9 protein-coding genes are annotated in these 13941 nt (G+C 64.1%); 6 read left to right on the forward strand and 3 right to left on the reverse strand.

Annotated features, from left to right (window positions below; genetic code table 11):
* Positions 1–4 precede the first annotated feature (4 nt).
* The 5 genes from PTT45_RS10970 to PTT45_RS10990 all read left to right on the forward strand — a co-directional run bounded on the left by PTT45_RS10970 (position 5) and on the right by PTT45_RS10990 (position 9310).
* Complete coding sequence (locus PTT45_RS10970; protein ID WP_273813289.1) at positions 5–4864, forward strand: NAD-glutamate dehydrogenase; 4860 nt, start codon at positions 5–7, stop codon at positions 4862–4864.
* Positions 4865–5070: 206 nt separating this feature from the next.
* Positions 5071–5796 (forward strand): type 1 glutamine amidotransferase, encoded by a 726-nt coding sequence (locus PTT45_RS10975; protein WP_273813290.1) that lies wholly within the window; start codon positions 5071–5073, stop codon positions 5794–5796.
* 351 nt (positions 5797–6147) lie between these two features.
* Complete coding sequence (locus PTT45_RS10980) at positions 6148–7557, forward strand: circularly permuted type 2 ATP-grasp protein (protein WP_273813291.1); 1410 nt, start codon at positions 6148–6150, stop codon at positions 7555–7557.
* Between the two features lie 2 nt (positions 7558–7559).
* The gene (locus PTT45_RS10985) at positions 7560–8510 is read left to right on the forward strand and encodes an alpha-E domain-containing protein (RefSeq protein WP_273813292.1); all 951 of its coding nucleotides are present in this window, start codon (positions 7560–7562) and stop codon (positions 8508–8510) included.
* Positions 8507–9310 carry a transglutaminase family protein gene (locus PTT45_RS10990; protein ID WP_273813293.1) on the forward strand — a complete coding sequence of 268 codons (804 nt, stop codon included), beginning with the start codon at positions 8507–8509 and terminating at the stop codon, positions 9308–9310. The genes PTT45_RS10985 and PTT45_RS10990 overlap by 4 nt, the downstream gene beginning before the upstream one ends.
* Positions 9311–10138: 828 nt before the next feature.
* Here the strand turns inward: PTT45_RS10990 and PTT45_RS10995 are convergent.
* From PTT45_RS10995 to PTT45_RS11005, 3 genes are all read right to left on the reverse strand, one after another.
* Positions 10139–11065, reverse strand: a complete 927-nt coding sequence (locus tag PTT45_RS10995; RefSeq protein WP_273813294.1) for a DUF6602 domain-containing protein — start codon at positions 11063–11065, stop codon at positions 10139–10141.
* A gap of 140 nt (positions 11066–11205) precedes the next feature.
* Complete coding sequence (locus PTT45_RS11000) at positions 11206–12024, reverse strand: c-type cytochrome (RefSeq protein WP_273813295.1); 819 nt, start codon at positions 12022–12024, stop codon at positions 11206–11208.
* Positions 12025–12029: 5 nt separating this feature from the next.
* The gene (locus PTT45_RS11005; RefSeq protein ID WP_273813296.1) at positions 12030–12389 is read right to left on the reverse strand and encodes a rhodanese-like domain-containing protein; all 360 of its coding nucleotides are present in this window, start codon (positions 12387–12389) and stop codon (positions 12030–12032) included.
* A gap of 616 nt (positions 12390–13005) precedes the next feature.
* Here PTT45_RS11005 and PTT45_RS11010 point away from each other — a divergent pair.
* Positions 13006–13941 (forward strand): acetyl-CoA C-acetyltransferase (locus tag PTT45_RS11010; RefSeq protein ID WP_273813297.1); only part of this gene is annotated, 936 nt, incomplete at its 3' end.

Consider the following 13941-nt stretch of genomic DNA (forward strand, 5'->3'; position numbering starts at 1 on the left):
CAACATGGCGTTCTTCACTGCTGCCAGCAAGGCCGACTTCCAGCACCAACTGCAAGCGGCGCTGGCCCAGCACGTCAGCGACAAGGCGCTGCCACAAGTGGCCCTGTTCGCCGAACAGTTCTTCGGCATCGTTTCCCTCGATGAACTCACCCAGCGCCGCCTGGGCGACCTGGCCGGCTGTACGCTGTCGTCCTGGCGTCTTCTGGAACGCTTCGACGGCAAGCCGCTGGTGCGGGTGTACAACCCGGATTACGAGAAGCATGGCTGGCAGTCCACCCACACTGCCGTGGAAGTGCTGCATGCCGACCTGCCGTTCCTGGTCGACTCGGTGCGCATGGAGCTGAACCGCCACGGCTACAGCATCCATACCCTGCAGAACAGCGTGTTCAGCGTGAAGCGCAAGAAGAACGGCGAGCTGCAGGAGATCCTCAGCAAGGGCAGCGGCGGCAAGGATGTGCAGCACGAAGCGCTGATGTACCTGGAGATCGACCGCTGCGCCAACGTCGCCGAGCTGCGTGCGCTGGAGAAGGCGATCCAGGACGTGCTCGAAGAAGTGCGCATCGCCGTGGCGGACTTCAACCCGATGAAGGCCAAGGCCGAGCAGCTCCTGGCCTGGCTGGACAAGGCCAAGCTCAAGGTCGATGGCGCCGAACTGGCGGAAGTGAAGACCTTCCTCGCCTGGCTGCTGGACAACCATTTCACCTTCCTCGGCTACGAGGAATTCACCGTGGTCGACGAGAAGGAGGGCGGCCATCTGGTATATGACGAGGCCTCGCTGCTCGGCCTGTCGCGTCACCTGCGCCCCGGCCTGAAGAAGGACGAGTTGCACATCGAGAAGGAAGCTGTCGACTACCTGCGCCAGCCGGTACTGCTGTCCTTCGCCAAGGCCGCCACGCCGAGCCGCGTGCACCGCCCGGCCTATCCGGACTTCGTGTCGATCCGCGAGCTGGACGCCAAGGGCAAGGTCATCAAGGAATGCCGCTTCATGGGTCTGTACACCTCGGCGGTGTATGCGCAGAGCGTCAGCCGCATCCCCTATATCCGCCGCAAGGTGGACGAGATCGCCGAGCGCTCCGGCTTCGACCGCAAGGCGCACCTGGGCAAGGAGCTGGAGCAGGTGCTGGAAGTGCTGCCGCGCGACGACCTGTTCCAGACCCCGGTGGACGAGCTGTTCGCCACTGCCATCGCCATCGTGCAGATCCAGGAACGCAACAAGCTGCGCCTGTTCATCCGCCGCGACCCGTACGGCCGTTTCGCCTACTGCCTGGCCTACGTGCCGCGTGACGTGTACTCCACCGAAACGCGGGTGAAGATCCAGCAGATTCTCATGGAGCGCCTGGGCGCCAGCGACTGCGAGTTCTGGACCTACTTCTCCGAGTCCGTGCTGGCGCGCGTGCAGTTCATCCTCAAGGTCGATCCGAAGAACCGCGTGCAGATCGACCCGGCGCGTATCGAGAAGGAGGTCATCCAGGCCTGCCGCTCGTGGAAGGACGACTATGCCAGCCTGATCGTCGAGAGCTTCGGCGAGGCCCAGGGCACCAACGTGCTGGCCGATTTCCCGAAAGGCTTCCCGGCCGGCTACACCGAGCGCTTCGCCCCGCATTCGGCGGTGGTCGACATGCAGCATCTGCTCAGCCTGTCTGACGAGCGCCCGCTGGTAATGAGCTTCTACCAGCCGCTGACCCAGGGCGAGCAGGAACTGCACTGCAAGCTGTACCACGCCGACACGCCGCTACCGCTGTCCGACGTGCTGCCGATCCTGGAGAACCTCGGCCTGCGCGTGCTCGGCGAATTCCCCTACAAACTGCGTAGCGCCGCCGGCCGCGAGTTCTGGATTCACGATTTCGCCTTCACCACCGCCGAGGGCGTGGACGTCGATATCCAGGAGCTCAACGAGACCCTGCAGGATGCGTTCGTGCGCATCGTCGAGGGTGCCGCCGAGAACGACGGCTTCAACCGCCTGGTACTGACCGCCGCCATGCCCTGGCGCGACGTGGCGCTGCTGCGTGCCTACGCGCGCTACCTCAAGCAGATCCGCCTGGGCTTCGACCTCGGCTACATCGCCGCGACCCTGGTCAACCACGCCGACATCGCCAAGGAGCTGGTGCGCCTGTTCCGCACCCGCTTCTACCTGGCGCGCAAGCTGTCCGCCGAGGACCTGGAAGACAAGCAGCAGAAGCTCGAGCAGGCCATCCTCAACGCGCTGGACAACGTCGCTGTGCTCAACGAGGACCGCATCCTGCGGCGCTACCTGGACCTGATCAAGGCCACCCTGCGCACCAACTTCTTCCAGAACGGTGCCGACGGCCAGCCCAAGCACTACTTCAGCTTCAAGCTCAGCCCGCGGGCGATCCCGGAGATCCCGCGGCCGGTGCCGAAGTTCGAGATCTTCGTCTACTGCCCGCGCGTCGAGGGCGTGCACCTGCGCTTCGGCGACGTGGCCCGTGGCGGCCTGCGTTGGTCCGACCGCGAGGAAGACTTCCGCACCGAGGTGCTCGGCCTGGTCAAGGCGCAGCAGGTGAAAAATGCGGTGATCGTGCCGATGGGCGCCAAGGGCGGCTTCATTCCGCGCAAGATGCCGGTGGGTGCCAACCGCGACGAGGTGCTGGCCGAGGGCATCGCCTGCTACCGCATCTTCATCAGCGGTCTGCTCGACATCACCGACAACCTCAAGGAAGGCAAGGTGGTGCCGCCCGAGGGCGTGGTACGCCACGACCCGGATGACCCCTACCTGGTGGTGGCGGCGGACAAGGGCACCGCGACCTTCTCCGACATCGCCAACGGCATCGCCCTGGACTACGGCTTCTGGCTCGGCGATGCGTTCGCCTCCGGCGGCTCGGCCGGCTACGACCACAAGGGCATGGGCATCACCGCCAAGGGCGGCTGGGTCTCGGTGCAGCGTCACTTCCGTGAGCGCGGCATCGACGTGCAGAAGGACGCGACCACGGTGATCGGCATCGGCGACATGGCCGGCGACGTGTTCGGCAACGGCCTGCTGCTGTCGGACCAGCTGCAGATGGTCGCCGCCTTCAACCACATGCACATCTTCATCGACCCGAATCCGGACGCGGCGAAGAGCTTCGCCGAGCGCCAGCGCATGTTTGCCCTGCCGCGCTCGTCCTGGGCCGACTACGACGCCAAGCTGATCTCCGAGGGCGGCGGCATCTTCCTGCGCAGCGCCAAGAGCATCGCCATCAGCCCGCAGATGAAGGAACGCTTCGACATCGCCGCCGACAAGCTGGCGCCCACCGAGCTGATCAACGCGCTGCTCAAAGCGCCGGTCGACCTGCTGTGGAACGGCGGCATCGGCACCTATGTGAAATCGAGCCGCGAGACCCACGCCGACGTCGGCGACAAGGCCAACGACGGCCTGCGGGTCAACGGCAATGAACTGCGCGCCAAGGTGGTGGGCGAGGGCGGCAACCTCGGCATGACCCAGCTGGGCCGCGTCGAGTACGGCCTCAACGGCGGTGCCAGCAACACCGACTTCATCGACAACGCCGGTGGCGTGGACTGCTCCGACCACGAGGTGAACATCAAGATCCTGCTCGGCGAGATCGTCGCCGCCGGTGACATGACCGGCAAGCAGCGCAACAAGCTGCTGGCCGACATGACCGACGACGTCGGCAACCTGGTGCTGGGCAACAACTACAAGCAGACCCAGGCCCTGTCCCTGGCCGAGCGCCGCGCCCGCGAGCGCCTGCCAGAGTACAAGCGCCTGATGGCGGCGCTGGAGGCGGCCGGCAAGCTGGACCGCGCGCTGGAGTTCCTGCCCACCGACGACGAGCTCAACGAGCGCGCCGCCAATGGCCGCGGCCTGACCCGGCCGGAGCTGTCGGTGCTGATCTCCTACAGCAAGATCGACCTCAAGGAAGCGCTGCTGAAATCCCTGGTGCCGGACGACGACTACCTGGCCCGCGAGATGGAAACCGCCTTCCCGGCGCAGCTGACCAAGAAGTTCGGCGAAGCGATGCGCCGTCACCGCCTGAAGCGCGAGATCGTCAGCACGCAGATCGCCAACGACCTGGTCAACCACATGGGCATCACCTTCGTGCAGCGCCTGAAGGAGTCCACCGGCATGAGCGCGGCCAACGTCGCCGGCGCCTACGTCATCGTGCGCGACGTGTTCCGCCTGCCGCACTGGTGGAAGCAGATCGAGGCGCTGGACTACAAGGTGCCGGCCGAGCTGCAGCTGCAGCTGATGGACGAGCTGATGCGCCTGGGCCGTCGCGCCACCCGCTGGTTCCTGCGCAGCCGTCGCGACGACCTCGACGCCGCCCGCGACGTTGGCCACTTCGCCCCGCGCGTGGCCGAGCTGGCCGGGCGCCTGGATGAGCTGCTCGAAGGCCCGGCCCGCGAGCAGTGGCTGGCGCGCTACCAGAGCTTCGTCGAGGCCGGCGCACCGGAGGAACTGGCCCGCGTGGTCGCTGGCACCAGCCACCTGTACACCCTGCTGCCAATCATCGAAGCGGCCGACGTCGCTGGCAAGGATGCCAGCGAAGTGGCCACCGCCTACTTCGCCGTCGGCGGCGCGCTGGAGCTGTCGTGGTACCTGCAGCAGATCACCTCGCTGCCGGTGGAGAACAACTGGCAGGCCCTGGCCCGCGAGGCGTTCCGCGACGACCTGGACTGGCAGCAGCGGGCGATCACCATTGCCGTGCTGCAGATGGCCGAGGGGCCGAAGGACATCGAGGAGCGGGTCAGCTTCTGGCTGGAGCAGCACCGCACCCTGGTGCAGCGCTGGCTGGCGATGCTCGCCGAGCTGCGTGCGGCCACCGGCACCGACTACGCCATGTACACCGTGGCCAGTCGCGAGCTGATGGACCTGGCGCAGAGCGACAAGCAAGGGGTGTGCATCCCCTGATGGACCGGGCGCCGCAGGATGTCTGGCCGCGCTTTGCGCTCAGCCATCCTGGCGGCACCAATCCGCCCGAGAGGGAATTCGAGCCGGCACTAGCCGGTCATCTTCGCCTCGGTTAGCCTGCTCGAAAAAATAAGTTCGTAAGACGGGGGAGGGCTCGGTGTTTCGGCACGGGCCTTGCCTTGGCAAGCGGACAACGGAGAGTAGTCATGACCGACATTCTGATTCTGACGCACGTCGATTTTTGTGCTCCGGGCCACCTCGCCACCGTTCTGGAAGAGCAGGGCCTCGACTTCACCGTATTGCGCACCGACCTCAACGAACTCGACGGCTATGACCTGGATCGCCCCCGCGCGGTGGCGGTGATGGGCGGGCCGATGAGCGTCAACGACGATCTGCCCTGGATCAGGGCGGAGATCGATGCGCTGCGTCATTTCATTCGTCGTGACATTCCCATCATCGGCCATTGCCTGGGCGGCCAGCTGATCGCCCGCGCGCTGGGCGCCTCGGTGCATCGCATGCCCTATACCGAGGTGGGCTGGCAGCCGCTGGTGCGGCGCGATGTCGGCAACCCCTGGTTGGCGCACCTGCCGCGCGAGTTCCCGGTCTACCAGTGGCACAGCGATACCTTCGACCTGCCGACCGGTGCCGAGTGGCTGCTGTCCAGCCCCTGGTGTCCGAACCAGGCCTTCGCCTGGGGTGACAAGGTGCTGGCCCTGCAGGGTCATCCGGAAGTCACCGAGGGCCTGGTGCGCTGGTGGCTGCAGGACTGGGCGCACCTGCTCGACGAGACCCAGGCCAGCCAGCAGGGCCTGCGCCAGATGCTCGCCGACCTGCCGCTGCGCATCGAGTCGCTGAACAAGGTCGCCGAGGGCTTCTATCGCCACTGGCTGAACCTGGCGTTCGGCGAGCCGGCGGTGGCCCAGGCGGTCTGAACCGCCCATAAAAAAGGCCGCCCGAAATGGGGCGGCCACAGGAGTGATCGGCAAGAAGGGGAGCGCCGATCTCGCGGAGCGACGGGCCTGATGCAGCCACCGCTCCGATGCCGCGCAGTCTGCCCAGCCGCGCACCGCGCGGGAAATCGAACCTGGCTATCCCCTCCATAGAAGCCCCGCTGCGCGAAACCTGCCATGCCTTGGGGCGAGCGTCCCAAATGGCAGCTGAAATGCGCCCCAAGCTGGTGCGTTAAGCGTTTCGCTTTTATTCAACTCATTGAAAATAAACAATAAAATTTCGTGGCACGGCCCTTGCGATGACTCTTCTGTCCGGGTGACAAGGAGTACGGCATGGCCCGCACCTTCTACGATGAGATGTACGACGCGAGCGGCGCAGTCCGCCCGCACTATCGGGAATTCGCCCGCTGGTTGGCGGATACCCCCGAGGAGCTTCTGGCCCAGCGCCGCCGTGAAGCCGACCTGCTGTTCCACCGCGCAGGTATCACCTTCACCCTCTACGGGGACGAGCAGGGCACCGAGCGCCTGATCCCTTTCGACACGATTCCCCGCAGCATTCCCGCCAGCGAGTGGCGCATCGTCGAGTCCGGCTGCATCCAGCGGGTCAAGGCGCTGAACATGTTCCTCGCCGACCTCTACCACGAGCAGCGCATTCTCAAGGCCGGCATCATCCCGGCCGAGCAGGTGCTGGCCAACGAGGGCTACCAGCTGGCGATGCAGGGCCTCGACCTGCACCGCGACATTTACGCCCACATCGCCGGCGTCGACCTGGTGCGCGACGGCGACGGCAGCTTCTACGTGCTGGAAGACAACCTGCGTACTCCGAGCGGCGTCAGCTACATGCTCGAAGACCGCAAGATGATGATGCGCCTGTTCCCCGAGCTGTTCTCCCTGCAGCGTGTGGCGCCCATCGACCACTACCCGAGCCTGCTGCTGGACACGCTGAAAAGCTCCAGCCCGATCGATAATCCGGCCGTGGTGGTACTCACCCCGGGCCGCTTCAACAGCGCCTACTTCGAGCACGCCTTCCTCGCCCGCGAGATGGGCGTAGAGCTGGTCGAGGGCGCCGACCTGTTCGTTCGCGACGACAAGGTGTTCATGCGGACCACCTCCGGCCCGCAGCCGGTGGACGTGATCTACCGCCGCCTGGACGACGCCTTCCTCGACCCGCTGGCCTTCAACCCGGACTCCATGCTCGGCGTGCCTGGCCTACTGGCCGCCTACCGCAGCGGCAACGTGGTGTTGGCCAACGCAGTCGGCACCGGGGTGGCGGACGACAAGTCGATCTACCCCTACGTCGGCGAGATGATCCGCTTCTACCTGGACGAGGAGCCGATCCTCAAGAACGTACCCACCTGGCAGTGCCGCAAGCCCGAGGAGCTGTCCCACGTGCTGGCCAACCTGCCCGAGCTGGTGGTCAAGGAAACCCAGGGCTCCGGCGGCTACGGCATGCTGGTCGGCCCGGCCGCCACCAAGGCCGAGATCGAGGCCTTCCGCGAACGCCTGAAAGCGCGGCCGGAGGCCTACATCGCCCAGCCTACCCTGAGCCTGTCGACCTGCCCGACCTTCGTCGAGAAGGGCATCGCGCCGCGCCATATCGACCTGCGCCCGTTCGTGCTGTCCGGCCGCGAGACCCGCCTGGTGCCTGGTGGCCTGACCCGTGTGGCGCTGCGTGAGGGCTCGCTGGTGGTCAACTCGTCCCAGGGCGGCGGCACCAAGGACACCTGGGTGGTAGAGGACTGAGCATGCTTTCGAGAACTGCCTCCGATCTGTACTGGATGTCGCGTTACCTGGAGCGCGCCGAGAACCTCGCGCGCATGCTCGACGTCAGCTACTCGCTGTCGCTGATGCCGCAGGACGGCCGTGGCGACGGCCTCGACGAACTAGCCCTGCCGCTGCTGATCACCGGTACCCTGGACGACTACCTGACCCGCCACGGGCAGATGCACGCCGAGCGCATGCTGCACTTCTTCGCCTTGGATGCGGAAAACCCGGCCAGCATCTACTGCTGCCTGCAGGGCGCGCGGGCCAACGCCCACGCCGTGCGCGGGCGCATCACCGCCGACATGTGGGAGAACATCAACGCCACCTGGCTGGAGATGCGTGGCATCGCCGCCGAGGGCTTGGGCCGCTATGGCATCAGTCGCTTCTGCGAGTGGGTCAAGGAGCGCTCGCACCTGTTCCGCGGCGCCACCTTCGGTACCATCATGCGCGGCGAGTCCTACCGCTTCATCCGCCTGGGTACCTTCATCGAGCGCGCCGACAACACCCTGCGCCTGCTCGATGCACGCTACGAGATGCTTGGCGATGCCGCCGACGAAGTCAGCGATACCTCGGCCCGCGGCTACTACGAGTGGAGCGCGCTGTTGCGGGCGCTGTCGTCGTTCGAAGCCTTCACCGAGATCTACCGCGGCTCGCCGCGCACCCACAAGATCGCCGAACTGCTGCTGTTGCGCCCCGAAGTGCCGCGCTCCCTGCGTGCCTGCATGGAGGAGCTCAACCTGATGCTCGCCGGCCTGCCCGGCGACAACGGCCGCCCGGCCCAGCGCCTGGCCGCCGAGCTGGACGCGCGCCTGCGCTACACCAGCATCGACGAGGTCCTCGACGAGGGCCTGCACACCTGGCTCACCGATTTCATCCTGCTCGTTAGGCAGTTGGGCAGCGCCATCCACACGTCCTATCTGGAGGCCGTATGAGACTCTCGATCCGCCACGACACCACCTACAACTACGACGACCAGGTGCGCGCGAGCATCCAGTATCTGCGCCTGACCCCGCAGGAGAGCGCGCGCCAGCGGGTGATCAGCTGGCACCTCGACCTGCCGCGCCCGGTACGCGCGCAGCGCGATCCCTACGGCAACATCCTGCATGTGCTGACCATGGACGAGCCGCACGAGGCGCTGGTGATCGGCGCCCGTGGCCAGGTGGAGATCGACGAACACTGCGAGTCCGAGCGCGACAGTCGTTCGGCCCTGCCGTATCTGCGCACCACGCGTCTGACCCAGGCCGACGACGCCCTGCGTGAGTTCGCCCGCGCCAGCAGCGCCGGGCGCAGCGACCGCGACGGGCTGATCGGCCTGATGCACGGCCTGCATGCGCAGATGCCCTACAGCCCGGGCGTGACCCAGGTCGACAGCACCGCCGCCGAGGCCTTCGCCGGCCGCGCCGGGGTGTGCCAGGACCATACCCATGCGTTCCTGGCTTGTGCGCGTAGCCTGGGGGTGCCTTCGCGCTATGTGTCGGGTTATCTGTACACCGAGGACAGCGGGCATCTGGCCAGCCATGCCTGGGCCGAGGCCTGGCTGGGGGATGGTTGGTACAGCTTCGATGTGACCAACGAGCTGTCGAGGCCGGAGCGGCATCTGAAGTTGGCGGTTGGGCTCGACTATCTGGATGCCTGCCCGGTACGGGGGATGCGGCGCGGGGGTGGGGGCGAGCAGATGCATGCTCGGGTGAATGTGGCGGCGTTGATGCAGACGCAGCAACAACAGCAGTGAGGTGTGGCGCGCGGAGCGCGCTTCTCTCTTAACCCCTCTCCCTGTGGGAGAGGGGCAGGGGTGAGGGAGTGATGTTCTGCACGTTGGTCTGATGCTGCTGGTTTCGTGCCGCTGCTCGTTTTCGTGCGTGTTGATGCATCAGTTCCGCCCTGCTGGGCGGGTTCCTTTTGGCAGTCGCCCCAAAAGGAACCAAAAGGTCTTGCCCCGCCATTCGGCCCTACGCTTCGCTCCGGGTTCGTTCGCTCCATCGCCGCTCCAGGGGCCCGCCGCGAAGGGCCATCCTTGGCCCATCGCGCCTCTCGCGGCATCCATGCCGCTCAACCCCTTCCTCGACGATTCCACTCACCCTTCTGAAGGGGCGTTTGGCGCTGCCTGACAGTTTGTGTGTGCTTTTTCGATGGTGAGGGTGGCGCTCCTACAGGCCAGCAAAACGATCAAAGAGTTGCCAAGCAACTCGGAGCCCGAATCCCCGTCAGGAGGCCGAGTGGAGGTGTTGTGCAGGGGGACGAGCCGCATGGATGCGGCGAGAGGCGTAAAGGGGCATGGACGCCCCTTGTACGCCGGCCCCCGGAGCGGCACCGGAGGGAGGGAAGTCTGGCCGCAGGCCAGACCCGGATGTCGGGGTGCGCTTTCTTTTGCTTACTTTTCTTTGCGCAAACAAAGAAAAGTGAGGCGCCGTAAGGGCGCAAAGCATGATTCCAAATATGTAGAAAGCCTCGTATGGCCACCGATGGTGGACAAGCAGAAACATTGTCCACCCTACGAATATCCAGAGCTGCTCGCTTGGTAACTCTGTACCGTCGTTAGGACGCCTGATATGTAGAGGAATTAGTAATATGTTGAATGTAATGACCATTGTTTTTCATCGGTCCCATTCTTCCTTAAAGTTTCCAATGACTGATTACTAAATACTGCATCAGAGTACCATTGATCTGGGCAGGCAATGCCACCTGTGTCTAACTCAGACATTACATAGAACTCGGCCATTGGGCGAAGCGAAGGGTCTTCGTAAGCCAAACGCTCCATCAGATGGCAAACGAGTCTGCCAAGGGTGGTTCCATACCATGGGTTATTTGCTTCATCCCAGCCACACGTGTATCCAATATGAACGCCTTCCGAAAGCTCACTGCTGCTCATCAATTTGGGCTGAGATTTCTTCTTGGGTATATTGGGTCCAATCAATATTTCCTTGCTAAGTATGTAGGTTGCTGTGTCGGCTATGGCAATAAGGTCAAGCATTTCTCTAGGATGCTCGATGCTGTGGTATTGGTTTTTCAATATGCTTTGTAGTATTTCAAAGGCGCTGCCATTTTTTCCACTTCTCCAAGCATGAGAGTGAGCTAGAACACCATAAATAATTGGTTGGTGGAGTTCATGATATGGGCTGCCCTCTCTATTTTTGTACAGGCGCTTTATTTTTGATGAGTTGCTGAATATTTTTTTAAGATGAGAGGGTTTTAGCGTGAGCTTACATTCGAAAGCTGCTACAACGCCGCCTGATAAGTAGTATTTCTTTTCCAGTAAATGACGTGGATATGAAGGGTGTAGGACTAGTACATCAACCTGCGGGCTTGCCTCTCCTAGGTGATTTATGATCCGGCCTTTTGTTGTTACGTGGTAATTCGAAGGTAGCCAAGATCGGAGTAGGTCAGCCCAGTTGTTTTCGCCTTCATCGCCAGCCGTGCCTGGGTCTTCTTTTACACGAGCTTGTATGCGGCTATATTCGCTCGCTAGCTGTGCTTTGAATTGACTCATGAACTCGTATAGCTCACTTCTCTGCATGGCGATTGCTCGGTGACTGATTGCTGTATGGTGTTATTTGCGCGCTCGGTAAATAAGTGATACTGCACGCGTGAAAGTGCTTTTGCGAATTTTTTGAGAGTAAGCGTTGGCTGTTAGCGACTGGATTTATGTTTCACCATATGCCCCAAATACCCAATCAATTCCCCCAACTCCCTATCACTCAAAACCGCCCCACTAAATTCTGGCATCCGCCCCTGCGGCCACTTTCGTAGGCTCTGCGGATCACGAATGTACTGCTGCAAAAAATCCCCCGCGAAATACTCCGTCGGGTTATGCGGAATATTCAGGTCCGGACCGAAGTGCGAATCCCCCGCGCCGTTGAGGCGGTGGCAGGCCAGGCAGTTCTTCTGGAACACCGCAAACCCCGCCTGCACCTCGGCGCTGGCATCGGCTGCCGGCAGCAGCGCAGGAAAGCGCTGGGCAACGGGGGCGAGCAGGCGGAAGGTGGAGACCTGGAAGGGCCATTGCTCCGGGCCGATCTGTGCGGCTTCCGGCTGTTGCCAGACGAGATAGAAAGGCCCGGCGCTGGGTTTGTTCTTCGACAGGCGCGGCCAGGGCTGCGCCGGGTCTTCTACTGCCAGCCAGGCGCGGGCGCCCTGGGTGCTCAGTAGCGGGGCGGCGGGCAGTTCGGCGGCGAAGCCGTCGAGGGCCACGGCCTGTAGGTGGTCGCCGGGTTGTACGCCTTCGAGCAGGGCGGCCAGCGGCACGGCGCGGTAGTGCATGGTGCGTTTGTAGGACACGTCGCCCGGTATCTCCACCTGCTGGGCCTGCGGGTGGGTTAGCAGTTGTTCGGTGCTCCAGCTGCGGCTGCTGCCGGAAAGCTCCAGCTTGAGTTCGGCGGCCCAGGCGCCAGGCGTCAGCAGGGCGGCGAGCAGGGGCAGGTGGGCGAGGCGTTGAAGCGTGGTGCGCATGGGTGCTATCGGTCCTTGAGCAGGGGTTGCAGTTGTTCGTAGCCGCCGGCGTTGATCACGTTGCTGTAGCCCAGCTCCAGCAGGCGGTCCTGGGCGATGCCGGAGCGGCGGCCGCTGCGGCAGTAGAGGACAACTGGCGCGTTCTTGTCTGGCGCCACGTTGGCGATGCGTTGGGCGATCTGTTCATGGGGAATCAGGCTGGCGCCGGGCAGGGCGCCGGTGGCGAATTCTTCCTGGGTGCGCACGTCGATCAGCACCGCACCGGGTTGCTGCAGCGCGCTGAGGGCAGCGGCTTGGTCGATGTCGCCGGCAAGCGCGGCGAGGGGGCTTAGGGCGAGGCCGAGGCAGAGCAGCAGATGGCGCATGGCGGCGTTCTCTTTGAGGCGAGAGGCCACGCTAGCACAGTCTTCGGGAGGGAGCGGGAGGGGTTGTTCCGCGGCCCGAGCGCTACGGCATCGGGCCACGGCTAGTGAGGGATGATCAACCGACCAGACGAGGCACGTTGGGCAGGATCAGGATGACGGTGGTGGCAAGGACGATGAGGCTCGCCTGCCGGTATTTGACGTGTTTGAACATGGTTCTACTGCCTTTGTTCTTGTTGGTGCTTCGGCCAGTGCCCGCGAGTAAAGATCGGCGAACGGGGCGTCACACCGTGGCGCAGATAAAAAAGCCGTCCCGGCAGAACCCGGCGACGGCACCTTGCATGAATAACTCTAGGGCCCGCGTCACGCCTGGCTTAGATGACTTGGTTTCTAGCCAAATGCTGGAAAAGCCCAGTGGTTATTGGCAGGCGTCAGGTATTTCCGCTTCGGCCCTTGAGCCAGACACATCGCGCCTCGCGTGCAGATGGCGGGTGGCCAGGTGACCGCTCGTCTGAGCCCAATGGTCAACGGGCCTGAGCGCATCGGTCATTGAGTCCATTGGGCAGGGAATTAAGGTAAGTCCACCCGGCATCCGCCGCTGCCATGTACCGAGGACGTCATGACCGAAGCATATATTTTCGACGCCGTGCGCACGCCGCGCGGCAAGGGCAAGAAGGACGGCGCGCTGCACAGCGTCAAGCCAGTCAATCTGGTGGCCGGCCTGCTGCGTGCGCTGCAGGAGCGCAACAGCCTGGATACCCGCCAGGTCGACGATATCGTGCTCGGCTGCGTGACCCCGGTGGGCGACCAGGGCGCCGACATCGCCAAGACCGCGCCAATGGTGGCGGACTGGGACGTCAGCGTCTCCGGCGTGCAGCTCAACCGTTTCTGCGCCTCGGGCCTGGAAGCGGTGAACATGGGCGCGATGAAGGTGCGTTCCGGCTTCGAGGACCTGGTAGTGGTCGGCGGCGTGGAGTCCATGTCGCGCGTGCCGATGGGCTCCGACGGCGGCGCCTGGGTGATGGACCCGGAAACCAACATCCACACCAGCTTCGTGCCGCAAGGCATCGGCGCCGACCTGATCGCCACCCTGGAAGGCTTCAGTCGCAGCGACGTGGATGCCTTCGCCCTGCGCTCGCAGCAGAAGGCCGCGCGCGCCAGCGCCGATGGCTCGTTCAACAAATCGCTGATTCCGGTGACCGACCAGAACGGCATCATCATCCTCGATCACGACGAATTCATCCGCGGTGACAGCACCCTCGAAGGCCTGGGCAAGCTCAAGCCGAGCTTCGAGATGATGGGTCAGATGGGCTTCGACTCCACCGCGCTGCGCGTGTACAGCCACGTCGAGCGCATCGAACACGTGCACACGCCGGGCAACAGCTCCGGCATCGTCGATGGCGCCGCGCTGATGCTGATCGGCACCCCGGCCAAGGGCAAGGAACTGGGCTTGAAGCCGCGTGCGCGCATCGTCGCCACCGCCGTGACCAGTACCGACCCGACCATCATGCTCACCGGCCCGGCGCCGGCCACCCGCAAGGCGCTGGCCAAGGCC

The organism is Pseudomonas sp. Gutcm_11s, from assembly GCF_028649395.1.
Taxonomy (GTDB): Bacteria; Pseudomonadota; Gammaproteobacteria; order Pseudomonadales; family Pseudomonadaceae; genus Aquipseudomonas.